The 24,419-nt window shown below is 53.9% G+C and carries 19 protein-coding genes and 2 tRNA genes; 11 read left to right on the top strand and 10 right to left on the bottom strand.

What is annotated here, in order from left to right; genetic code table 11:
* Positions 1-28 precede the first annotated feature (28 nt).
* Entirely contained in the window at positions 29-229 is a 201-nt protein-coding gene (locus tag STH12_RS07200) for a CPXCG motif-containing cysteine-rich protein (protein ID WP_126166925.1), read from the top strand.
* Here STH12_RS07200 and STH12_RS07195 read toward each other — a convergent pair.
* Positions 223-834: a riboflavin synthase subunit alpha gene (locus tag STH12_RS07195; RefSeq protein WP_126166924.1), complete on the bottom strand. Its 612-nt coding sequence runs from the start codon at positions 832-834 to the stop codon at positions 223-225. The two genes, STH12_RS07200 and STH12_RS07195, sit on opposite strands and share 7 nt — an antisense overlap.
* Before the next feature lie 36 nt (positions 835-870).
* Here STH12_RS07195 and STH12_RS07190 point away from each other — a divergent pair, with 36 nt between their 5' ends.
* From STH12_RS07190 to STH12_RS07175, 4 genes are all read left to right on the top strand, one after another.
* Complete coding sequence (locus STH12_RS07190; protein WP_126166923.1) at positions 871-2,232, top strand: MATE family efflux transporter; 1,362 nt, start codon at positions 871-873, stop codon at positions 2,230-2,232.
* A 155-nt stretch (positions 2,233-2,387) separates the two neighbouring features.
* Positions 2,388-2,464: transfer RNA gene (locus STH12_RS07185), tRNA-Val, on the top strand.
* A 4-nt stretch (positions 2,465-2,468) separates the two neighbouring features.
* Positions 2,469-2,545: transfer RNA gene (locus STH12_RS07180), tRNA-Val, on the top strand.
* A gap of 212 nt (positions 2,546-2,757) precedes the next feature.
* Positions 2,758-5,472, top strand: a complete 2,715-nt coding sequence (locus STH12_RS07175) for a bifunctional acetate--CoA ligase family protein/GNAT family N-acetyltransferase (RefSeq protein WP_126166922.1) — start codon at positions 2,758-2,760, stop codon at positions 5,470-5,472.
* A 65-nt stretch (positions 5,473-5,537) separates the two neighbouring features.
* On the opposite strand, the gene STH12_RS07170 is transcribed toward STH12_RS07175, so the two are convergent.
* The 5 genes from STH12_RS07170 to STH12_RS07150 all read right to left on the bottom strand — a co-directional run bounded on the left by STH12_RS07170 (position 5,538) and on the right by STH12_RS07150 (position 12,234).
* Positions 5,538-6,563 (bottom strand): GGDEF domain-containing protein, encoded by a 1,026-nt coding sequence (locus tag STH12_RS07170; RefSeq protein WP_126166921.1) that lies wholly within the window; start codon positions 6,561-6,563, stop codon positions 5,538-5,540.
* A gap of 122 nt (positions 6,564-6,685) precedes the next feature.
* The gene (locus tag STH12_RS07165; protein ID WP_126166920.1) at positions 6,686-8,296 is read right to left on the bottom strand and encodes a phosphoethanolamine transferase; all 1,611 of its coding nucleotides are present in this window, start codon (positions 8,294-8,296) and stop codon (positions 6,686-6,688) included.
* A 166-nt stretch (positions 8,297-8,462) separates the two neighbouring features.
* On the bottom strand, positions 8,463-10,556 hold the full coding sequence (locus STH12_RS07160) for a prolyl oligopeptidase family serine peptidase (protein WP_126166919.1): 2,094 nt from the start codon (positions 10,554-10,556) through the stop codon (positions 8,463-8,465).
* Between the two features lie 122 nt (positions 10,557-10,678).
* Entirely contained in the window at positions 10,679-11,110 is a 432-nt protein-coding gene (locus STH12_RS07155) for a MarR family winged helix-turn-helix transcriptional regulator (protein WP_237158784.1), read from the bottom strand.
* A 20-nt stretch (positions 11,111-11,130) separates the two neighbouring features.
* Positions 11,131-12,234, bottom strand: coding sequence for a cation diffusion facilitator family transporter (locus STH12_RS07150; protein ID WP_126166918.1), 1,104 nt, complete (start codon positions 12,232-12,234; stop codon positions 11,131-11,133).
* 238 nt (positions 12,235-12,472) lie between these two features.
* Between STH12_RS07150 and eco the strand changes: the two genes are divergently transcribed.
* Complete coding sequence (eco, locus tag STH12_RS07145) at positions 12,473-13,030, top strand: serine protease inhibitor ecotin (protein ID WP_126166917.1); 558 nt, start codon at positions 12,473-12,475, stop codon at positions 13,028-13,030.
* A 132-nt stretch (positions 13,031-13,162) separates the two neighbouring features.
* Here the strand turns inward: eco and STH12_RS07140 are convergent, their stop codons facing one another.
* Positions 13,163-13,690: an LPXTG cell wall anchor domain-containing protein gene (locus STH12_RS07140; RefSeq protein ID WP_126166916.1), complete on the bottom strand. Its 528-nt coding sequence runs from the start codon at positions 13,688-13,690 to the stop codon at positions 13,163-13,165.
* A gap of 10 nt (positions 13,691-13,700) precedes the next feature.
* Positions 13,701-14,549: a class D sortase gene (locus STH12_RS07135; RefSeq protein ID WP_126166915.1), complete on the bottom strand. Its 849-nt coding sequence runs from the start codon at positions 14,547-14,549 to the stop codon at positions 13,701-13,703.
* Between the two features lie 257 nt (positions 14,550-14,806).
* On the opposite strand from STH12_RS07135, the gene STH12_RS07130 reads away from it, so the two are divergent.
* From STH12_RS07130 to STH12_RS07120, 3 genes are all read left to right on the top strand, one after another.
* Positions 14,807-15,484, top strand: a complete 678-nt coding sequence (locus STH12_RS07130; RefSeq protein WP_126166914.1) for a tRNA/rRNA methyltransferase — start codon at positions 14,807-14,809, stop codon at positions 15,482-15,484.
* 36 nt (positions 15,485-15,520) lie between these two features.
* Positions 15,521-17,113, top strand: coding sequence for a S41 family peptidase (locus STH12_RS07125; protein WP_126166913.1), 1,593 nt, complete (start codon positions 15,521-15,523; stop codon positions 17,111-17,113).
* A 246-nt stretch (positions 17,114-17,359) separates the two neighbouring features.
* Entirely contained in the window at positions 17,360-18,466 is a 1,107-nt protein-coding gene (locus tag STH12_RS07120; protein ID WP_164551158.1) for a DUF3080 family protein, read from the top strand.
* Between the two features lie 28 nt (positions 18,467-18,494).
* Here the strand turns inward: STH12_RS07120 and STH12_RS07115 are convergent, their stop codons facing one another.
* Positions 18,495-20,390: a S8 family peptidase gene (locus STH12_RS07115; RefSeq protein WP_126166911.1), complete on the bottom strand. Its 1,896-nt coding sequence runs from the start codon at positions 20,388-20,390 to the stop codon at positions 18,495-18,497.
* Positions 20,391-21,007: 617 nt separating this feature from the next.
* On the opposite strand from STH12_RS07115, the gene STH12_RS07110 reads away from it, so the two are divergent.
* Complete coding sequence (locus tag STH12_RS07110) at positions 21,008-21,679, top strand: chitosanase (RefSeq protein WP_164551157.1); 672 nt, start codon at positions 21,008-21,010, stop codon at positions 21,677-21,679.
* Positions 21,680-21,781: 102 nt separating this feature from the next.
* Here STH12_RS07110 and STH12_RS07105 read toward each other — a convergent pair whose 3' ends face one another.
* Complete coding sequence (locus STH12_RS07105; RefSeq protein ID WP_237158852.1) at positions 21,782-22,093, bottom strand: hypothetical protein; 312 nt, start codon at positions 22,091-22,093, stop codon at positions 21,782-21,784.
* A 184-nt stretch (positions 22,094-22,277) separates the two neighbouring features.
* Here STH12_RS07105 and STH12_RS07100 point away from each other — a divergent pair, with 184 nt between their 5' ends.
* A complete protein-coding gene (locus STH12_RS07100) occupies positions 22,278-24,344 on the top strand; it encodes a PhoX family protein (RefSeq protein WP_126166908.1) in 2,067 nt (688 codons plus the stop codon).
* The last annotated feature ends 75 nt before the right edge of the window (positions 24,345-24,419 follow it).

Below are 24,419 nucleotides of genomic sequence, written 5' to 3'. Positions count from 1 at the left end.
GGAACGCTTTCACACAGGAGAGCTGGCCATGCGGATAAAACAGCAAACCATTGCCTGCCCACACTGCGGGCATCATCAACGGATTGAATTGGATGCCACTGCAGGCGATCAGGAGTTTTACGACGATTGCCGTATTTGCTGTAACCCCATCCACATCCGCCTGCATGTGGATGAGGCTAATCGCAAAATCGAGCTATGGGTCGATGGCGATGACGAGCAGCTTTACTGAGCGCGCGCCGCCAAGACCCGCTCTACTGTGTCCACAATGGTTTGCGTCTGACTGTCGATTTCGATATTCAGCTCAGTACCCGGCAGTGCCTGTTTAAGGTTGGTCAGCCTTAAGGTTTCGGGGATTAGGTGCAGCATAAAGCCATCGTCAAACACCTCGCCCACCGTCAGGCTGCAGCCGTTTACCGCAACAAAGCCTTTATAAAGCACGTATTTCATCAGTTCCTTGGGCAGCCTTAACCGTAAATCACGCTGCTCACCCACATCGGCGACTTCAGTCACCTTTGCCCTGGCATGCACATGGCCAGACAGCAGATGGCCGCCAATCTCTTTGCCGAAGGTTAAAGAACGCTCAATGTTGATTTGGCTCCCGACCTCCACATTCCCCAGGTTGGTCAGGCGCAGGGTTTCTTCCATTACGTCGAAAAAGACCCTATCATCGGCGATTCGGGTTGCGGTGAGGCAAACGCCATTATTGGCAACACTCGCTCCCGGCATGAGTCCTTCCCTCAATTCTTCTGGCAGGCTCACTGCGAGTGTGTGCATTCCCTCGCGCTTTTCCAGCGCCACCAGTTCACAGGTGGCTTGTACGATACCGGTAAACATTCTTTTTCGATTCCTTTAAGGCTAAGGCGTTTTTCTATGCTCAATTCGGGCTTTCAGGCCAAACGACTCATTCAACTGGCAGCTCCGGTGCTGGTTGCCCAGATAACCCAAACCATGATGGGCTTTATCGACACCCTGATGGCAGGCCGCGTCAGTGCGGTGGATATGGCCGCGGTGGCCGTTGGTACCAGCTTGTGGCTGCCGGCGCTGCTGTTTGTGCAGGGGCTGCTGATGGCGTTCACGCCGGTGTTTTCCCAGCTGCATGGCGCCAATGACGAAGCGGCAATTCGTCCGCTCGCCTGGCAGGCAGCTTATATTGCCATAATTGGCGCCCTTGGGGTGATGCTGTTTCTCAGCCTGTCGTCACATATTCTGTCTTACATGGAGCTGGAGCCAGAGCTGAGGCGCCTGTCCGAAGGCTACCTGTTCGGCTTTATGTGGGGGGTACCCGCCTTTGTGCTGTATCAGGTATTAAGAGGCATGAGTGAAGGCATTTCCTACACCCTGCCAACCATGGTGATAGGCTTTGTTGGCCTTGCGGTGAACATTCCGGCCAACTACATCTTTATTTACGGTCATTTTGGCATGCCTGCCATGGGCGGCGCCGGCTGCGGCGTGGCAACCGCACTGGTGTTCTGGGCCATGTTTGTTGCCATGCTGATTTACATGGCCTGGCATCGCAAGTTTGCCAAGCTCTCCCCCCATAAAGGAGTGAACAAACCGAGCGCATCAACCATGTGGCGCATGACCAAATTGGGGGCACCTATCGCCATGGCGCTGTTTTTCGAGGTCAGTCTGTTTGCCATTATCGCGCTGCTGCTGGCACCGCTGGGTGCCAATGTGGTGGCCGGGCATCAAATTGCGCTCAATTTTTCATCGATTGTGTTTATGTTGCCACTGTCGATAGGGATTGCCGTCTCCATTCGAATTGGATATTACCTGGGGCGCGATCAGGCCGACGTCGCAGCACTGGTGGCCAAGGTCGGCTTGGCGCTGGCGCTCTTTATGGCGTCCATTACTGCGGTGATAACCGTGGTGTTTCGGGTCGAAATCGCAAGGCTTTACAACACCGACCCTGCGGTAGTGACGCTCGCCTCCAGTTTGATGTTTATGGCGGCGTTGTACCAATTGTCAGATTCGGTGCAGGTGGTGGCCGCCGGTGCCCTTCGTGGTTACAAGGACACCCGCAGCGCCTTTTACATCACCCTGGTGTCTTACTGGGCTATCGGCATGACCCTGGGTTATACCCTCGCCTACACAGATATTCTGGTACCTGCCATGGGCGCACACGGATTTTGGTCAGGCCTTATCGCAGGACTCACCACAGCGGCAATCCTGTTCGCCATCCGATTGAGATATATCCAGAAAAAAGCGCCAGTGTTTAAATTGGCCGACTGACGCGCCAACGGGCTCGATTTGCTGCCCAGCAGCCCCTAAGTTGCGCAGCAAATCACCATTTGAGGCGCTTTGCTGATATTTTTACTTGCATGGCGCCCTTGGCGCCCCTTAATATAGCGCTCGTTCGCTGCTGCCCTTGGGCATCACAACACAATACACCCGTAGCTCAGTTGGTTAGAGCACTACCTTGACATGGTAGGGGTCGGTGGTTCGAGTCCACTCGGGTGTACCAAAATGCGCTCTTAGCTCAGTTGGTTAGAGCACCACCTTGACATGGTGGGGGTCGGTGGTTCGAGTCCACTAGAGCGCACCATTTAAACCTGCCACGGCAGGTTTTTTTGTATCCCGACTTTCTCTCCCGCCTCTGCTTCGTACCAATTTGTGTTGATTTGCCCAGCCGAAACACTCCCCATTCCGTATTAACATCATAATTTCATGATATTTCTCAAGTGATGCGCGCCTAAGCTTCATGTAGACTGTTCACAATGCATTGGTTGCCCGCAGCGCCATTAGGATGGAGTCTTCATGAGTCAGCGCACCCTCAATACCCTGTTCAAGCCCTCCTCTATCGCCATCATAGGTGCATCCAACGGCCATAAGCGTGCCGGTAACGTGGTGATGAAAAACCTGCTCGCAGGCGGATTTGCCGGACCCATTATGCCGGTTACACCAAAATATCAGGCGGTGATGGGCGTACTGGCCTACCCGAGTATTGAGGCGCTGCCAATCAAGCCGGATCTGGCCATCATTTGCACCCGCGCAAGCCGTGTCCCCGGCATTGTTGAAACCCTGGCTCAGTTTGGCTGTAAGGTGGCGATTATCATGGCCTCCGGCATGGCGCAGGAATTCGATGGCGACGGCCGCAATCTGCTGGAGCTCACCTTAAGCAATGCCAAACGCTACGGCATGCGTATCCTTGGCCCCAACAGTTTGGGCATGATGCTGCCAAACGTTGGGCTTAACGCCAGCCTGGCACACACCTCGGCCCAGGGCGGCAAAATCGCCTTTGTCAGCCAGTCGGCGGCGGTGTGCACCACTGTGCTGGATTGGGCCAACAACAAGGGCATTGGCTTTTCATCTTTTATCTCCCTTGGTGATGCCAGCGACATCGATTTTGACGAGCTGCTGGACTTCCTTGGCCGCGATGGCCGCACCAGCGCCATCATGCTGTACATGGATTCCATCAACGAAAAACGCCACTTTCTTTCTGCTGCCCGAGCCGCTGCGCGCAACAAACCTATTCTGGTGATCAAATCCGGTCGCAGCCGTGAAGGCGCAGGCGCGGCCAAATTACACACCGGCGGTATAAGCGGCAGCGATGCGGTATACGAGGCTGCTTTCAGGCGTGCTGGTATGCTGCGGGTGAATGATTTGATTGAACTTTTTGCCGCCCTTGAGAGCCTGAATCACGGCAACGATCTTAAAGGTGAGCGCCTTGGCATTATCAGTAATGGCGGCGGCCCGGCGGTATTGGCGGTGGATGAGCTGATTGGCCGGGGTGGCAAACTGGCAGAGCTTTCCGCGCCCACTATTACCGCGCTGGATAAGGTATTGCCGCCCACCTGGTCCGGGCAGAATCCCATTGATATCATTGGTGATGCCGGCGCCAAGCGCTATGTGGATGCGCTCAATATTTTAATGGACAGCGGCGATGTTGACGCCATTTTGGTGCTGCACTCGCCATCGGCCCTTGGCGAGAGTGAAGAGATTGCCGAAGCCCTGAGTGATGCCATTAAAAAGCACCCCCACCGCAGTAAACTCAATATTCTTACCAATTGGAGCGGCGAAGACTCGGCCTACCGTGCCCGCAAACGTTTCACCAAGGCCGGGGTTTCCACTTACCGAACCCCCGAAGGCGCCGTGGGGGCTTTTATGCACATGGTGGAGTATCGCCGCAACCAGAAACTGCTGCAGGAAGTGCCTCAATCCATTACCGACAAAGTGCCCCACGATGCAGTACGAGCCCGCATGGCAATAGGCGCTGCGCTCGCCAAAGGCAAATCTGTGCTGGAAACCCACGAAGCCAGCCCGATTTTATCGGCCTACGGGCTTAACACCATAGACACCTGGTTTGCCAAAGACGATGACGAAGCGGTCGCAATTGCCAGTCGCATCGGTTATCCGGTGGCATTGAAAATTCAGTCGCCGGATATTTTGCACAAATCCGATGTACATGGGGTCATGCTGAATCTGAGCTCAGAAGAAGATATTCGCCATGCCGCCACGGCCATGATGCAGCGGGTGCATCAATCCGATCCTGACGCCAAGATAGAAGGTCTGATTGTGCAGCGAATGGCGCTGACGGCCGGCGCCCAGGAGCTGCGGGTTGCGGTGATTAACGATCCTGTATTTGGCCCGGCTATCTGTTTAGGTGAAGGTGGCTCTGAGTGGCAGCCCACCAAGGATGCCGCGGTTGCCCTGCCCCCGCTGAATATGGCACTGGCGCGCTACATGGTGATCCAGGCACTCAAGACCGGCAAAATGCGTGACCGCCATCTGCCGGCAGGACTCGATATGCAGGCCCTGTGCCTGATGCTGACGCAAATCTCGCATCTGGTTATCGACTGCCCACAAATTCAAACACTGGATCTCAATCCTGTGCTTGCCGCTGGGGAAACCATTACCCTGCTGGATATTAACCTCAGACTCGATGCCAGCAGCACCGACAACAACAGTCGGCTGGCAATTTTGCCCTATCCCAAGGAGCTTGAAGAAACCGCCACCCTGAAAAACGGTATCGAAGTCATGCTCAGGCCTATTTTGCCGGAAGATGAGCCAAAGCATCTGGCATTTGATAATTCACTGTCCGATGAAGACAGATACAAGCGCTATTTTGGTGCCCGCCAGCGGATGACCCACGAAGAAATGGCGGTACTCACCCAAATCGATTACGCCCGCGAGATGGCCTTTATCGCCACAGCCAGTGACGAGAACGGCGAAGAGTACACCCTTGGCGCGGTGCGGGCATCCATTGACCCGGACAATACCGAGGCCGAATTTGCCATGGCGGTGCGAAGCGACCATCAGGGCATGGGGCTGGGTAAACTGCTTCTGGAAAAGCTTATTCGCTACTACCTGCAAAACGAAACGGCAGTGCTGACGGGCTTTACCATGATAGAAAACCGTAATATGGCGAATCTGGCACGAAGCCTTGGCTTTACCGTGACCTTCGACATGGACGAGCACCTAATAAAAATGCACATGGATTTGAACAATTTAAGAAACCAAACCAGCGAATAGCCTGCGCGTTTGCCCATAAAAAAGCCCTCGATTGAGGGCTTTTATTTTGAAAAACACAGAACGCGTTAGTCCCGCGCCAGCTTCACCAGATTGCGGCCGCTGGTTTTGGCATGATAAAGAGCCCTGTCGGCCCGGTCGAACAGGGCTTCTCCGCTTTCACCGGCGCGAAGCTCTGCTACACCGATGGATACCGTGATCTTACCCAAATCGACCTGTTCTTTGCCCAGGGTCAACTTTTTGGTGGCGATGCGCTCTCGAAGGCTTTCGGCCACCAAACAGGCATTGCTGGCCGAAGTGTCTTTCAAGAGGATCACAAACTCTTCGCCGCCATAGCGGGCCACCATATCGTCGCCTTTTACGCCCATCTTCAGATTGTGGGCCACATACACCAGTACCTTGTCGCCGGCGTTATGGCCCCAGCTGTCGTTAAAGTGTTTGAAATGGTCGATATCAATCACCAGCAGTGAGCCTTTGGGTTCATCCTGCATCAGCTGCTGGGTGATTTCCTCTTCGTAGGCCCGGCGGTTATAAAGCCCGGTGAGTTTGTCAGTAACCGAGATCACCGACAATTCGTTGATTTCAGAGCGCAGATGATCCAGCTCATCGTTCATGCTCTTGAGGCTGGTGTTGATAGAGGCGTGGTCGGTTATCACCTTGTCCACTTCAACCAGCACCTGCTCCACCAGGTTATGCAGTACCTTGGGGTCGCTCTCGTGCTGCAACTGTTGGCCAAACTCTTCGATATTGTGCTGAAAGCTTTCAGAGCCCAGGGACAGCTGACTGATTTTGGTCAGCAGGCTGTTTATCAGCATGACGGTTTCGAGCTGGACGTTTTCCAGCACTTCGGGAGCATTGTTCAGAATGAAGTTGTTGTACAGGCCAACGCACACGTCCTGGGCAAAGGCCACCCTATTGGCTATCAGGCTGTCGATGGCGCTCACAAGGCCCAGATCCTGGCCTAAATAGTACTGATACCAAACGGCATAGTTTTCGGGGGTCACCGGGATCCCGAGTGCCGACATTTGCGGCACGGCCTGGCGCAAAATGCGCGCTGACTGTTCAAGATGTTTACTGTGGCTGGCTGTTGTCATTGTGTAGGTGTCTTCAGTGTCGGCCCGGCGCTGCTGTATTACATCATCACAAAGTGTTGGCGGCCGCGGCGTAAAAATCCAGCCTGCGGCGCCAAAAAACCATCCTTATTTTGACGTGTTTTTTAGTGAGCACGGCAACGGGCAAAAATGTCCATATCCTGTTGGTAGACGTCCGTTTTCACATTCATCCAACCAAGTAAGCTGTCGAACAGATTGTCATGGGACCAAGGCCCTTTCAAGCCCCTTAAACAATCTTCATCAATTTGATTTTCCTTGATGAATCCTGGCGAGTGCCACACAAACCAGGGAATGCTGATCTGCTCTTTGGGGGCAAACGCGTAAGGCGCGCCATGCAGATACAGGCCCTTTTCGCCGAGTGACTCACCGTGATCCGAGATATACATGAGTGCGGTGTCGGCACGGCTCTGCGCTTCAACCAAACGCTTCATCACTTCGGCGATAATGTAATCACTGTAACGAATGGTGTTGTCGTAGGTATTCACCAGAGCTTCGTTGCTGCAGTTCTGAATATCACTGCGCGGACAGTCCGGTGTGTAAGCTCTGTGTGCCTCGGGATAACGCTGGTAATAGGTTGGCCCATGGCTGCCCATAATGTGCAGCACTACCAGGGTGTCTTTTTCAACGCCTTTTTCAAGCAGGGAGTCGAGGCGGCGCAGCAACACTTCATCCAGGCAGGATTCACCGTCGCAAAGCTCAGGCGTGTCGTTAAGTGCAATCAGTTCATTGCTTACCCTGTCACATACGCCCTTACAGCCGCTGTCGTTGTCAATCCAGTTAACCTGTACCCCGGCATGGCTCAGCACATCGATGGCACTGTCCTGCGCGCGGGCACGTCTGGCATCGTACTCTTCGCGGCTCATGCGGGAAAACATGCACGGCAGCGACTGAGCGGTGGCCGTGCCGCATGAGCTCACATCATCAAAGACCACTGGGTTGTAGGGTTTGGTGTGGGCATTGGTGTCTTTTTGGTAGCCATAATATTGATAATTCATCGAGCGGGCGGTTTCACCCACCACCAGCACAGTGAGCAGTGGCTTTTGATTGCTGTCAGTGGTTTCGTTTTTGGCATCTTCCCCCAGCGGCTGATACACCAGTGGGGTTTCAAAGTAGCGCTGATTGAGATACTTACCCGCCGCGCCCATAAAATAGGTCGGCACAATCAGCTGTTTCATATCATCGTTGTTGCGCCCGAACGCCACATAATCCTGGTAATAGACGCCAAGAATGGCACCGGCACAGGCCAACATGGCGGCCATAAACCCAAGCTTGTGTAACAGCTCTTTCCACCACACCCGGTACTCAATGGGCGCTTTGAATATCAGCACCGCAGGCAATATCCCGAGTAAGGCAAAGCCGATAATGGACTCGGCGTTCACGTACATCAGGGCTTCAGCGCTGTGGGTTTCGAAGATGTTTTCCATCATGGCACGGTCAAACACTATGCCGTACTTGTACATGCCATAAACAACTGAGGCCGACAGCAAAGTCAGCCCCATGAAAAACGGCTTGGCGAGGTATTTAAAGCTGAACAGCGAGAAGATAAACGCCAGCAGACAGTTCAGCAGCACAGGCAAACTGGCCACAAACAGCCAGTCGATGTGAGAAAGCGCCTTAAGCCCTTCGGCCGCCCTGATATACAAGGGAATGTTAAGAATTAGCGCGTAATACAGGGCGACAAAAAACGTAAAACGATTTAAACCGATGGACTTCAAACTGACTCTCCCCCAAATAAAGCCCGACAAAAGTGTGCCTATTGTAAACGTGGCATTAGAAAATAAAACAAAAGTCTCAGCCTATGGGACAAATGCCCAATAAAAAACCACCGGGGCCGACAGCAGCCTCGGTGGTTTTGTTAAGGTGTGAGCCGATCCCCGGCTGTTACAACTTAAGCTGCTTCAATAAGTAGGCATATGCCAGGCTATTAAGTTCCGCAGTTTGTTTATTATCTGCCGCGCCGGCATGGCCGCCTTCCATGTTTTCGAAGTACAGCACCTCGTAACCCATGTCTTCCATTTTGGCTACCATCTTACGGGCATGGCCCGGGTGCACGCGGTCATCACGGGTAGAGGTGGTAAAGAACACTTTTGGATATTGAGTGTCTTTCTTCAGGTTGTGGTATGGCGAGAAGGTTTTGATGTAATCCCACTCGGCAGCCACATCCGGGTTGCCGTACTCACCCATCCAGCTGGCGCCGGCAAGCAGTTTGTTATAACGCTTCATATCCAGCAGTGGCACCTGACACACCACGGCATTATAAAGGTCCGGTCTGCGGGTAAAGGCGGCGCCCATCAGCAGGCCGCCATTACTGCCACCCTGAATACCCAGGTGTTTTGGCGAGGTGATTTTGCGCTTAATCAGATCTTCCGCAATGGCTTCGAAGTCTTCATAGGCCTTATGACGGTTTTCCTTCAGCGCAGCCTGGTGCCAGCCTGGACCGTATTCACCGCCGCCACGAATGTTGGCAAGCACATAAACGCCGCCCTGCTCCAGCCAGTTCTTACCTGTGGTGGCAGAGTAGAATGGACGCAGCGACACTTCAAAACCGCCATAGCCGTACAGCAGAGTTGGATTGGTGCCATCGAGCTTGATGTCTTTGGCCATCACGGCAAAGTAAGGCACCTTGGTACCATCTTTACTGGTGGCAAAATACTGTTTGGCTTCAAATTTTGATGCATCGAACTGGGCTGGCATCGCCTTGAGTGACTCACGCTTGAGACTTTCGGCATTCACACTGTAAAGCGTGGATGGTTCGAGGAAGCTGGTGTAGGTAACAAACAGATCGTCTCTGTCGCGGCTGCTGTCAAACACGCTGATGCTACCGTTGCTTGGGAAGCCCACGTTTTCACCCTGCCACTGGCCCTTGGCATCTTTACGATAGCGCACCAGCTTGCTCTTAACGTCTTCAAGCCAGTTCACCAGCACCGCATTGCGGGTAAAGGTGACCTGACTGATGGATGAATTGGCGTCGGGTTTTACAAACAGCGCAAACTCAGGCTTACCGGCCAGCAGTTTGTCAGCCTTGGTGTAAACAATGGCGCCCTGCGGGAAGCTGCTGCTACCCTGCTTGAGCTCGCTCTTAAGCTCTACAAAGATATCACCTTTAAAGAAGCCCTTGAGATCGGCATCCTTTGGCAGCGGCAGATCCACCAGCTTGCCATCGACCAGCGCCTTGTAGCTGGCTTCGTAGAAGGTTTCAGCTTCAGACACCAGCTTAAGCGGCGTTTTATCGTCCCAAATCACGTAGCCAGACGACGCAACGGAAGCCTTGTTACCGGCATAGACTTCTTTGGCGTCTTTAATGTCGGTGCCACGGGTCCATACTTTCACTTTGCGTGGGTAGCCCGAATCGGTCCAGGCGTCGCCTTCGGCAAAATCGGTACCCACAAACAGGGTGTTCTCATCAATCCAGCTGGTGCTGGACTTGGCTTCCGGCAGGAAGAAGCCCTGCTTGTCGGCGGGAACGAAACTTAAGCTAGAGAGATCAAATTCACGGATTTCAACGGCATCGGCGCCACCACGGGACAAAGACACCAGGCAACGCACGTTCTTTGGATACTGACAGTCCATGCCCTTGAATACCCAGTTCACCCCTTCGGCTTTGCCAAGGGCATCGATATCCAGCACGGTTTCCCACTTTGGCGCGTCTTTGACGTATTCGGCCATGGTGGTGCGGCGGTAGATGCCGCGAGGATTGGTTTCGTCTTTCCAGAAGTTATACAGGTGATCGCCGATACGGCCGGCATAGGGAATGCGCGCCTTATCGTTAAGAATATCCAGCGCGTTGTCTACCAGCGCGTTGTAGCCAGGCACGGCTTTGAGCTCTTCCAAAGAGCGATCGTTTTGGGTCTTTACCCAGGCCAGGGCTTTTTCACCCTCGACATCCTCGAGCCAGATAAAGGGATCGTCGCCTTCGGCGGCAACGTTGAAGGCGAGCAAAGAGGCTGCGCCAAGAAGCAATATCCGTTGTTTCATTGTTAGTCCTTATGATGTTGCGGTCGCAATAGTTGTTATAAGGACACTAAATTATCGGAATTTCCGGCAGGCGCAACCGCCTGCCACGTTCAAGTGTAAAGGTTTGTTTCAATGAGGGCTGGTCAGGCCAGCGTATCGAACTGTTCGGTGAGTTGCCCAAGCAGTCGCTGCAGCGTGGCCTTATCATCGGCGCTGAGGTTGCTGGTCAGTTTGGCCGTCATATCCAGGTGAGCGCGGTCATGCTCTTTAAAGATCTCAAGCCCCAGCGAGGTCAGCGATATCAGCAGTGAGCGCCTGTCCTGTGGATTGGTGATACGTTCCACCAGGCCATCGCTTGCCAGCTTATCGACCCGCACTGTCAGGGTGCCGGTACTGATACAGAGCTTTTCGGCCAGATCCGTCATGCGCATCGGGCCGTAGAGCCCCAGCAGCTCCAGGGTGTGCATCATCGGCAGTGGCAAGCCGCTGCCTTCAACGATATGGTGCTCCCAGGCGGAAAAGCGCTCATAAAATTCAACCAGCAGCTTATTGATGTCCATCTCTTTTGTGCTCATGGGCTTATCCTTGTATAGGGTTAATGGCCGCCGCGTGCTTCACAGTCGCAGCGATGCACTTCCACAGTCACATGGTGAAAGCCGAGCTCCGATTTAATGCGATTAACGAAATAGCTGCTGTCTTTTGGTGCATGGCTTACCACCCCAAGAATACAGGCTTTATGGTCGGCGCTGATGCGCCAGATGTGCAGATCGCTTATCCCATGATCCGGTACACTGGCCACCAACGCCTTAATGCGATCGCGCTGGGACTTGCTGCCAGTGGCGTCCAGTAGCACAGGCGCAGTATCACGCACCAAACCTATGGCCCAGCGACCGATGATCACCGCGCCCAGAATGCCAATAAGCGGATCGAGCCAGGTCAAGCCGAGGAACTTGCCCGCCAACAAGGCGCCGATGGCGAGCACCGAGGTCAGCGCATCGGCCAGAACGTGCAGATAGGCGGCACGCAGATTGTGATCATGGTGATGGCCCTGATGTTCATGCTGAGCGTGGGCATGATGCTCATGCTCATGTTCGTATGTATCCAGGTGGTGTGAGTGAGCATGGCTGTCGGCATCGCTGTGGGCATGCAGATGTTGATGCTCGTGCTTGTGCTCGTGTTCATGGACGTGGTCATGGTCATCAGCGTGATGGTGATGGTGACCATGATGGTGATGGTGATGATCTTTAAGCAAAAACGCACTCAGCAGATTCACCGACAGACCTATGGTGGCAACCAGAATGGCTTCATCGAAAGCAATTTCATGGGGTGAAATCAATCGCATCCCCGATTCAATCACCATAATCAGCGCCACCAATCCCAGAGCCACGGCACTGGCAAAGCCGCCAAGCACGCCAACCTTGCCTGTACCAAAGGCAAACGATGGATTGTCTTTGTGCTTAAGCGCATAACGATAGGCAAACAGGGTGATTAAAAATGCCGCCGCATGGGTACCCATATGCCACCCGTCGGCCAGCAGTGCCATAGAGCCATACACGGTACCGGCGAGGATTTCGGCCACCATGGTCACCAAGGTCAGGATCAGCACGATACGGGTACTGCGCTCGCCGGCATCGTTATGCTTGAAAAAATCGTGGGGGTGCTGCCAATCGGCAACGGAATGGAAAGGACGCGTGCTCATAATTTCACTGCTTGTTGTAGGTTTGACGGCAAAAGGTTAGCGTGGTTTTAGTGTGGATTAAATTAGTTTGAACATCAAACTATTTGAAACGTGAAATAACTCACAGGCTGCAACAGCCAAATAAAATAAAAATTTTTTTCGTGGGCTTTAACCCTTTTTCCGATTAGCCTCGTTTACAGGAATACAGCGGGTATGAATCCCGGCTATTTTTGGGGTCTCCCCTTATCAAGGAGTTATTATGCAAAAAGCCTTTTCTGTAAAAAATCTGATGCTGACCGGCCTTTTTTCTCTGGCAACCCTGTCTGTGGCCAACGCCACTTCCCCTGCCCATCCGGATGGAGTTAATCAGAATATGATCACTGCAGAGCACTTTAATGCCGCCGATTATCAGGCCCGGGACGCCAGCAAGATGTTTCCGGCGCCCGCAGCAGGTATGGTTCAGCACATTCTGACCCTGCCAGCCCTCGAGAACGAACAAAACTACATGGTTGAGGTTCAGGTTGGACAAACCAAACTGGTCGACTGCAACAAGCACGGCCTGCGCGGTGAACTCAAAGCCGTCAACCTGCAAGGCTGGGGTTACACCTACTACGAAGTGAACGAAATCGCCGACGGCCCAAGCACCATGATGGCCTGTTTCGATAAGGCCAAAACCGAAGCCTTTGTGCGCATCCCCGGCGACCATAAGTTTGCCTACAACAGTAAGCTGCCGATGGTGTTTTACATCCCTGAAGGCGCTGAGCTTAAGTACCGTGTATGGCGCGCCGAGACAGTATTCAACACCTCAGGAAACTGAGCATTAACTGAGCATTGAATCCTGGCACTTAAAAAGGCCATTAAACAAAAAGCCGCCCTTGGGCGGCTTTTTTTATAGCTGTAGCGTTTATAAATGACGGCAACAAGTACCATTTAAACCGTCGATAACCCCTTATTGGCCGCGGCGGCGACGGCCGAAAAGCTGGCCCAAGCCAAGCAGCAGCAAACCTGCTGCGCCAAGTGCCGGTACCCAGGAGGCCGTTTTTGGTAACGCTGCAGGCTGGGTTTCAGGCTCGACCGGCGCAACCGGGGTCACCATGGTGACCTCATCCACTTCGAATCGATCGCTCGGTACGTAGAATTCCAGCTCATAGCCACGGGGCAAGGCATCCCACCCAATCATATTGCCGCCGGCATTCACGGTGGCGTTGGGTTTGAGTGAAACTGTCTGGCGCTGTTTTGAGCCGTCAGTTTCATACACATCCAGCATGGCTTTGTGCGGCTCGCGATAACGCACGAACTCAGCCTTGAGTTTCACAAACTGTTTGCCGTCTTTTTCAATCACTTCCTGACAGGCGTTGGCCACGCTGGGATACTGAGCCAGCACATCCTGATGCCATACCACGTCACTGCAATCGGCTGCCAGAGCGGGGCCCGCAACCACAGAGGCCAACAGGCCAGCGGCAAGTGTTTTTTTCATGGTTCTTTCCTTATTGTTGGTGGGGTGAAACCTTTTTGGCCCGCACTATGTATCTCTGGGGTGCGCTGCCAACAAAGTAGAATGGATAACAGGTAATGAGGGTGAGAACATCGCTGCTGACGGGCGCCATCACCCAGGTATCCTCAGGCGTGACTATCCAGCTGTCGGTCATTTGATAACGGTGCAGCTGGCCATCGACTGACATCACGTCAATGCTCGCCCCCTTTTTGAGTTGGCCAAGCTTTCTGAAAAAGGAATCCCTGTGACCGGCAATCACCAGATTGCCCTGCTCGCCAAGCCCGGCGGTATGGCTGACCCTGGCAACTCCCTTGTTGAGATTGAGTTCTGAGTCGCCATCAAACAGCGCCGCTTCCACATCGATATCATCAATACGGATTTTGCCAATAAGCGCTGGGGGCATAGCCAACGAAGTTTCAGCGGATGGGCTTTGTTCGGCGTACCCTTTTTTGCGCGCAGCCGACCAATCGGTCATATCGGGCGCCTTTACAGGCGGCGGCGCAGACTGTGCCAATACTGAGCGAGTTTGAGAAGAGAGAGCCGGTGCAGACGGTGTCATAGCAGAGCCTGCAGCCTTAGACTGAGACTCTGGTTGGCTGGTGCGCTGGGCCCCGGCCTCTAATTGGGTCGAAGTTTCCGAGACGCTTGCCTGAGCTTCAACGTCCAGCGGTGTTTGCATTGCCGCAAGCCGGGCATTGACCTGCTCCAGCGCCGACTCCCCTGCCACCGCCTGATGCAGCTTTGCCGCACCGAACACCAGCAGACAGCCGATGCCGGCAAGATTGAGCAGCAGCGGCAGCTTGTTCGTCAGAATGTCTGATCCATTTTTTCTGGCGCTCATATAAAGGCTATTGGGCTAAGGTGCTGTGTTTGTGGGGAATAACTATAAAATTTCACATTTCCGCACAATATGCGCTAACCCGTGGGTTGGAAATCTCACCGCCCACTACCCCCGAAAGGAGTAAGTCCTGATAATGAACTGTGCCCCGACACTGAGCCCGGTTTGGATGATAGCGCCCACTGAAAATGCTCGGGCTGGCAGGCCTTTGCCGCTATACTCGGCGCCAGGCTTTATTTGTATCGGAGTAAAAGCGTTTTATGTTGTCCATCGTACTGGTTGAACCTGCCCGCGCCGCCAATGTGGGCGCCGCCGCCCGAGCCATGAAAACCATGGGATTTAATGAGTTAATTCTGGTTGGCAGTCAGGTTCATTTGGAAGAAGAAGCCCGCTGGGTTGCCCATGGCGCCACTGACATATTGGATAACGTCCGCTGCTACGACAGCTTCGATGCCCTGAGACAGGATTTCGATCTGCTGATTGCCACCACCGCCAGAGAGCGCGGCAGCCCCCGGACCTTCCTAGCGCCGGATGAGCTTGCCAGCACCTTAAGCCACAGTGGCGCCGGTTCCAGAGCCCTGGTATTTGGCCGCGAGTCGAGCGGGCTGTCGAATCAGGAACTCGATGCCTGCGACCTTTTCAGTTACGTGCCCCTTGCCGGTGAGTACCCTTCTTTAAACCTAGGTCAGGCCGTCATGGTTTACAGTTATGCACTCTCAGGCCTGTCGGGCACCATAGGGCTTCAGCAAACTGTAGCCGCCGAAGGCCAAATTCAATCGCTCAAGCAAAAAGCGCTGCAACTTGCGGATCTGTTGGCGCTGTCTGAGCAGGATAAACTCAGACCCTGGCTACAAAATGGTATCGGCCTGTTATCAGATCGTGACTGCAAGATGGCGCATCAGTTGATAAGTGATATTATGAAGAAAATAACTAGCTGATTTAAATCGGCAATCGTACGAAAAAGGAGTTTTGAAATGCGGTACTTTACAAAGCATGCGCTTACCCTCGCCCTGCTTGCCGCTGTTGGCGCCTGTTCAGGCGGTGGCGGCACCTCGGATCCAGGAAATAGCGGTAACTCAGGCAACAATGGTAATTCAGGGAGCGACATTACCTGGGTGCAAGGCAGCTTTGCCAGCGAAGATATTTACAAAAACTTCTGCGCCAATCCACGCAGCGGCACAGCCGATAAGTCCGGCAGCGCCCTGCATGAAAAAATGTGGCTGCGTTCCTGGACCAATAATACCTACCTCTGGTACAGCGAAGTCCCGGATAACGACCCCAACAGTTTCGGCACAGTTATTGATTATTTTGCCCAGCTCAAAACCCCGTTGACCACACCAAGCGGCGCCAAAAAAGACAGATTCCACAGCGCCATGTCCACCGAAGAGTGGGACGCCCTGTCCAACTCGGGTGAGGCTGTGGGTTATGGTGTTGAATTCCAGCTGCTGTCTGCCACAGAGCCAAGAAAAATTGTCGCCGCCTATACCGAGCCTGGCAGCGTTGCCACCGCCGTAGGTATTGTCCGTGGCACCGAGTTTCTTGAGGCCAATGGTGTCGTGGTCGCAGACGGCGACGATGTGGATACCCTCAACGAGGCCTTCTTCCCCAGCACCAACGGCAAAACCAGCACCTTTAAAGTGCGCGATCCCGATGGTACTGAGCGCACTATCTCCATGACCGCAGGCACTGTGGTGCAGGATCCGGTGCAAAACGTGAAAGCGGTGGCCACCGCCAGTGGCAAAGTAGGCTATCTGCAGTTCAACAGCCATATCGCCACCTCAGAAAAAGAACTGGTGGATGCCATCAGCACCCTCAAAGCAGAAGGCATTAACGATTTGGTGCTGGATGTGCGCTATAACGGCGGCGGTCTGCTGGCCATCGCCAGTCAGCTCGGTTACATGATTGCCGGTCCAGCCCGCACCAGCAACAAGATATTTGAAAACACTACCTTTAACGATAAGCACGCCAGCACCAATCCGGTGACCAACCAACCCCTGGTGCCAATGCCGTTTATCAATACCGGTATCGGCTTCTCCTACACCGAGAATGCACCCTTGCCGCATCTGGATCTGGGCCGGGTGTTTATCCTAACCACCTCGGGCACTTGCTCGGCATCCGAGGCCATTATCAATGGTCTTCGCGGTATCGACCTGGATGTGGTGCAAATTGGTAATCGTACCTGCGGTAAGCCCTACGGCTTCTATCCAACCGATAACTGCGGTACCACCTATTTCAGCATCCAGTTCCGCGGTGAAAACAACAAAGGCTTTGGTGACTACGCCGACGGCTTTGAACCTGCCAACACCCCAGTTATAGGCGGTGAGCAGGTGACCGGCTGTTATCTGAACGATGACTTCAGCCATCAGCTTGGCGATCCGAACGAAGCCCTGTTTGCAGCGGCGCTGCAATACCGGGTAACCCAAAGCTGCCCCGCCCCGGCTGCCGCCAGTTTCGCTGTGCAAAAAGCGCCTGCAAAAGGTAGCGGCGAAGCCATGAGCGACACCCGTGAAGTGAACCTGTTCAAGACCAACCGCGTATTGACCAAGGTAGAGACCCTGCAGCAGTAAGGCATGTGGTTTGGTGCCGTCTAGGTGCCATCAGCAAAAGGCAGGGTTTCCCTGCCTTTTTGTTTTTGTGACACGTTATCTTTAAGTGACAAGAACAGACAGATTTGAGGAACCTTAACCTGGTTCAGGAACCTTGAGTCTGGGGACTTTAGCAACGCATTCGGACAACGCATGATGGCCTTGGCTGGGTTAGACACCACACGCTTACGCAAACTATCCGCCTGCTGGCTGGCGTGGGTTATGTACATGCCAGTGCTGATCCTTGTTGGCTGCAGCCCGGCAAATCAGGCGAAAGCGCTGTGGCAGGACTATGAAAATCGCCTCGCCAATGTGTTGCAGGCCCATTTATCAGCGCCAACGGCTAACACAGACAATGCAAACGTAGTTGCGCCTCTAGACTACGCCCAGACCATATTCAGTCAGCCAAAACGCAGTGAATGGCACGGCGGTATCTCATCTGATGGCGACTCACCAGACAATGTTGCCAAGAGTATCAGTCCCAACAGCATTGGCCTTTTGGATCTGGCGGAGCTGAACCATTGCCGTCTGGGCGGCCTTATTGCCAATCACAACAGCAGTTTGGGCAAGGTTTCGCAGCCATCTAACCTTCTTATCTATCAGCTTGAATTTATCAAAGCCGCTCCGGACTGCATTAAAACCCTGGGTGATAGCGAGCTTAAAGCCGTCTTAAGCGCCGAACTTGCACTGAAAAAGCAGACCGCCGCCAGGCTGTTTGTGTGGTTTTTGGAAAATGAACCCGTTATCCGTAAACGGCTTTTTATCGGCAGTGCGAGCCTTGGGGCAAGCAGCGGTAAGGCTGGGCTCATTGAAGCAGAGGCTGCCTTTAACAGCTTACTTAAGATCCAGACTCTGATAGCGCAGGGTGATTTTGCAGCGTTTAATGGTGAGGCGCTAGGCCATGCGCTCAACTCGCTGAATCAAAACGAGTTCAGCGTGCGTTATATGGCGGGCATGAAGATGAATATCCAGGCGTTGCAGCAACTGAATAGCGTTCTAGCACCCCATCCACTGATGCGCTGTAAACCTGGGCATAATCCGGCAAAGCAGCAAATATTGCTCAATGTGCTGAATAAATTTTTTATCGGCAAACTGCAGCCCTATCTTGGCGTTTACAGTGAAGCTCAATTCAGACTGGAGCCGACTCTCACGGCCCTATTTAAATCCAGCGCCTGGCAACCACAGATTGATTACTACTTCGGTGAAGATGGCGCACCTTTGCAGCTCAAAACGCTTATCAGGCGCCACATTGGCATTTGGCAGACATTGCAGCAAAGCTGTGCACTCGAAATAAAACCCGGCAGCGCAGGACGCCAGCCGGGTTTGAGTCAATGAAAGTAGTCGTTATAAAAACGGCGCACTATCAATAGCTTGCTTGCAGAGTCACTCCTGAATAGGCGCTGTAACCACGCAGCATCACGTAGTAGAAGCCAGACTGGCTGACACTGATGCTGCAGCTCTCGCTGTTTCCGTTTTTGTACGGACGGCAATCATAGGAGCTGGTTGTGGGCTGGCTGCCTGCTTTCACGTACAGATCCGCATCGCCACTGCCACCGGCTATCGAAACTGTCAGGCTGCTGCCGGCAGTGGCATACAGCTTGTAGTAAGCCGACGAGCCGGAGGCACCAGAGAGGTTGGATACCGGTACACCACTTTGCAGGCAGTCAGCATCTGAGCAGCTGCCACCACCGCCGCCCCCGCTTGAGTAGCTGCCGGTCAGAGTTGCGCCGCTGTAGCTTGAATAGCCACGTACCATCACGTACCAGCGTCCGGCCTGAGGGTTACTGAAGTTACAGCTTTCATTGTTGCCATTGAGGTATGGACGGCACTGATAACTGGTGGTGGTGGGTGCCGTACCGTAGCTGACGTACAGATCCCCATCACCGCTGCCACCGGCAAGGGCAATGGCCAACGCCGACTGACCGGCAGGCACATCGATGTAGTACTGATTTTCACTGCCCTGGGCGCCACTGACACTGACTCCCTGGCCGTTGCTGAGCTCGCCACCTGTGGGTGGACAGTTGCTGCCACAGCCGCCATCATCGCCCGCCAGTGAATACAGCAGCTTGTTTGGCGAGCCGGTTTTGGCGTCGCTGACCTTGCTGTCGGAGGCGCGGCTGGTCAGACGGCTGACGACCTGAGAAGGCGACAGCGAAGGGGTTTCATCCAGATACAGGGCCACAACACCGGCCACATGGGGTGATGCCATGGAAGTACCACTGATGGTGTTGGTGGCGGTATTGGAGGTATACCAGGCCGACTTGATGCTGGAGCCTGGCGCGTAGATATCCAGACAGGAGCCGTAGTTAGAGAAGCTTGAACGGGCATCCGAAGAGGTGGTTGAACCCACAGTTACTGCGTTGGCCGCCCGGGCTGGCGAATAGTTACAGGCGTTGGCGTTATCGTTACCGGCAGCGACCACAAAGGTAATGCCCGCCGCTACGGCACTGTTCACCGCATCATCGGTTGCCTGGGAGGCGCCGCCACCCAAACTCATGTTGGCAACCGATGGACCGCTGGCGTTATTTTTCACCCAGTTAATGCCGTTAATCACCCCGGAGTTACTGCCGGAGCCACTGCAACCGAGCACCCTCACCCCAACCACATTCACGTTTTTGGCCACACCGTAGGCGCTGCCGCCAATAGTACCGGCAACGTGGGTACCGTGACCGTTACAGTCGGTGGCATCCGAGTCGTTATCGACAAAGTCCCAACCGTGGCTGGCACGGCCGCCAAACTCGTTATGGCTGGTCAGTACACCGGTATCGATTACATAAGCGGTTACGCCGCTGCCATCGTAGTCATAGTGGTAGTTGCTGTTAAGGGGCAGATCGCGCTGATCGATACGATCAAGCCCCCAGGTAGCACCGCCTTGATCCGCCTGGGCTTCAACGGTCGGTTCAACCGACATCATCTGATCCTGCTCGATGTACTTAACGCCTGGGTCTTTAAGCAACTGCTTCACCTGCCCCGGAGTCGCCTTCACCAAAACCCCGTTTAAGGCGCTGCCAAAATGGCTTTTTACCGAGATGCCATAGTTGTTCTCAAGGCCAAGGGCCTGAGTCATGGCGAAGGATTCAATTGCACCTTGCTGCTGAACATTCAGCACCGAAGGCGTGTTGAAGACCACGATATAGTTGTCCTTGATGGCTCGCTCGCTTGGTACCTGGACGAGCTGGGCCTGATAGTCATTGGCATAGGCCAACTGACCGGATGCCAGGCCTGCGACCAGTATTGCGAGTGCATGTTTCTTATACATTTGACTTTCTCCTTGTTATGTTTTTGCCTCAGGGCATCAACCAACTTAGAGCAAAAATCATCCACCTCCAGCCTGGGCGCTGTGCTGGCAAGCCAAAAAGCGCAACAAAATGTAACACTTGCGTTACAGTTAATGGTATGGCGTATTTGTTGTATGGTTATGTGAATTCAATATGCATTTCATAGACTTGATGTGCGACGTTTAAAAGTGATGAAAAATATTCCAGCGGGGCAAACAGTTACACTGCGCTCGCAATTAACGTAATATTAACATTCTATTTTGGAATAAGTACGGCGTTCAGCCATAGGTTTGAGAATACTCGGCGCGCTTGCTACCAAGGAATGGAATTAGCGGAATTTCACCGTTTTGCCATTATTGGCGCCAAGGTGTCAGATTTTCGGGTTTTGGCTACCGGCCAATGAGGTTGCCTCAACGAGCCGTGTGCCCATTTTAAGGCAGAACTTTGGAAATGGATTCAAGCGTCTCACGCTTATGGCTATTATCTTCAGCGGCAATTACCGACAATGATTACCAACAAGCATCATCACAAGGGCCTGCACTAGATGGCCTGAACACAGATTGTCAGGCGCACAAACCATAAAGAAACAAGGATGAACATGAGTATCCCAAAGTCATTGATTATTCGGATTATCAATCAGTTTGAAACCGGCACCCCGGATGGGAGCTACGATAAGCTGACCATTCAGGATGACGGCATCAATGGCACCTTTCAGATAACCTATGGCCGCAGTCAAACCACCGAGCAAGGCAACCTCAGGTACCTGCTGGAAATGTATGTGGAGGCCGAGGGCGCCTACAGTAATGACATTCTGCCCTACCTTGAGCGGGTGGGTCGTGAATCTCTGGTGACCGACGGCGAATTTCATGAACTGCTGGTGGCCGCTGGTCGGGAAGATCCCGTGATGCGCGATACCCAGGACAGATTCTTCGATACCTTTTATTGGCAGCCGGCCAATGCCTGGTGTCAGGCTCATGGGATCCAAACGGCGCTGGGGCATCTGGTGGTATACGACTCTCAGGTGCACTCAGGCGGCATACCGCTGTTTTTACGCAAGCGCTTTACCGCAAGGCCACCCAGTAAAGGTGGCGACGAAAAACGTTGGCTGTGGGCCTATGTGGAAGCACGCCATCAGTGGCTTAAATACCACAAGCGGCCCCTGCTCAGGGCCTGTGTGTATCGCACTCAGTGCTTTATGGATGAGATGAGCCGCAACAATTGGGACCTATTGCAGCGGCCGATTGTCGCCAATGGCCGCGAGATAAGCTAAGGGACTCTTGCGAAGGACTAGGGCAATTCGCTGTGAACTGTGCCTTGCATCTATCCACGTTAAGCACACGCAGAGCGAGCACGGGACTTATTCACACCTTCCCTAGCCCTTGCGCGCCAGGTATTGGTTAATAAGCTGGGTAAGTTTGGCATGGAAACGCTCCTCAAATTCGTCAATTTCGAGGGAGAACATTTCAAGGTAACGGTCGGTTTGCTCTTTGGTAAGCTGTTTACTGCCAAGAAAGTAACTCATTTCCGGCAGCGATTTATCGAATCTAGGCACCAACTGCCACTGGCACACTTCCGGCGCCAGCCCCTGAATGGCTTTTTCAGCCAGTTGACAGAATTGCTCCACATGGTCAGCGCCATCCGGGCCCAGGCAGCCGGGCTCAAGCCGGTGAAGGATCAGTAACATCACGTTTGAGTCCTGACTTGCCATTGGGATCTCTCCAACTATTTCGGGTCTTTATCCAGTATAACCGCTTTATTTGCACAAGCGCGTTTCATCCAACCGTCATACTCATTACACACAACTGTCAACTGCGGCCATTAGTTTGTCCCTTCAATCGACCAGCCGTTAACCTTTCGTTGGAGTGAACATGAGCAAGGCGACCTTTGACCCTAAATGTTATAACCAGAGCAACAATACCCCATTTGCCGAAATTCTCGTTAAGCACCTGTCCCGTCGTCACTTTGTAAAGAGTGGTCTGGGCCTGGGCGCCATGACTGCCTTTGCCGGTCTCGGCCTTGCCGGTTGTGGCAGCGACAGCAACACCACAGTGCCTGATCCTGTTACACCAGTGCCGCCCACGCCGGTTCCACCCACTCAGTCCAGCGTCAAGCTTGGCTTTGAATCCGTCTCAGGCTCTCTGACTGACTCTGTTGTGGTACCAAACGGTTACCGCGCTCAGGTGCTCGCGCCCTGGGGCACGCCGCTCAACAGCAAAGCCGCCGCCTGGAAAGATGATGGCAGCAACACCGCGGACGACCAGGCCAATTCTGTTGGCCAAAACCACGACGGTATGCACTTCTTCCCGCTCAATGAGGCTGGCGATGACGGCCTGCTGTGTATTAACCACGAATACATCGAACCCGATGCCCTGCATCCCAATGGCCCAACCTTCGATGAAACCAGCGGGCTTCGCAGTGTCGTGGATGAAGTGCGTAAAGAAATCAACGCCCATGGCGTGAGTGTGGTGCGCATTAAGCGCGTAAGTGGCATCTGGGAGTTGGTAACCGATGATGAGCACAACCGCCGCTTTACCGGCGCCACTGTGTTCGATATGGCAGGCCCGGTCGCGTACAGTGATCATCTGGTAACTGCATTCTCACCCGATGGCAGCCAAAGCCGCGGTACCCTCAACAACTGCGGTAATGGTTACACCCCTTGGGGCACTTATCTCACCTGTGAAGAAAACTGGCCCGGTTACTTCGTTAATAAAGGCGAAATGAGCGCCGCCGACAGCCGTATTGGTGTGGCAACATCCGGCACCCGTTATGGCTGGGACCACCTGGCTGGCCACGATGAAGAACGGGCCGACGAATTTGCCCGCTTCGATGTGACCCCAACCGGCACCTCTGCCCAGTACGATTACCGTAACGAAGCCAATGGCCATGGCTATATCGTTGAAATTGACCCCTTCTCACCCCGCGCCCGCGGCGTTAAGCGCACTGCACTTGGCCGCTTCCGCCATGAAGGTTGTACCTTTGGCAAACTGGAAGCCGGTAAGCCACTGGTGTTCTATTCAGGCCACGACTCGCGCTTTGAATACCTGTACAAGTATGTGTCTAACACCCCCTGGGATGCCGCTGATGCAAACAGCACCAACCGTCTGGCCACCGGCGACAAATACATGAACGACGGCACCCTGTATGTGGCCCGTTTCGATGAAGACGGCAAAGGCGCCTGGCTGGCGCTGACCCCGGACGCCATGACCACCGATGGTAAGACGCTGGCCGATCACCTTGGCAGCCAGGCCGATATCATCATCAACACCGCTGGTGCTGCCGATCTTCTTGGCGCCACCCCAATGGACCGCCCTGAGTGGTGCGCGGTTGACCCCTTCACCGGCAGCGCTTATCTGACCCTGACCAACAACAGCAAGCGTACCGAGGCCAATCCAGCCAACCCACGCCTGAAGAATAACTTCGGCCACATTATCCGTTGGGACGAAGGTGAATCTGCTGCCGAATTCAGCTGGGATATCTTTGTGTTCGGCTCGCCCGCCGATGGCGATGCTGACACCAACCTGTCTGGCCTGACTGAACTGAACCAGTTTGCCAGCCCCGACGGCCTTGCCTTCGATAAGCGCGGCATCATGTGGGTTCAGACCGACAATGGCGCCAAGGAAGTGACCTCCCACACCAACGATCAGATGTTGGCCGTGGTGCCATCCACCTTGCTGGATACCGATGGCAAGCAGCAAACTCTGGGCTCTGCCAACCAGATGGAGCTGCGCCGCTTCTTCGTTGGCCCCAATGGCTGTGAAGTAACGGGTTTTGCCATCAGCCCGGATTACACCAGCGTATTTGCCAACATCCAGCACCCGGGTAACTGGCCATACAGCAATGATGCTGCGGTGGTGACTCCCGCAGGCACCAGCATTCGCCCACGTGCGGCAACTGTGGTGATCAGCAAGCTTGATGGAACTGAAGTTGGCGTGTAACAGCCCGACTTAAACTAAAAAACCGGCCAATGGCCGGTTTTTTGTTGTCTCAGTAGACTCATATAGTGTCTATCC

Source organism: Shewanella khirikhana, from assembly GCF_003957745.1.
In the GTDB taxonomy this organism is placed as follows: domain Bacteria; phylum Pseudomonadota; class Gammaproteobacteria; order Enterobacterales; family Shewanellaceae; genus Shewanella; species Shewanella khirikhana.
This window is presented reverse-complemented; position numbering and strand designations above follow the sequence as displayed.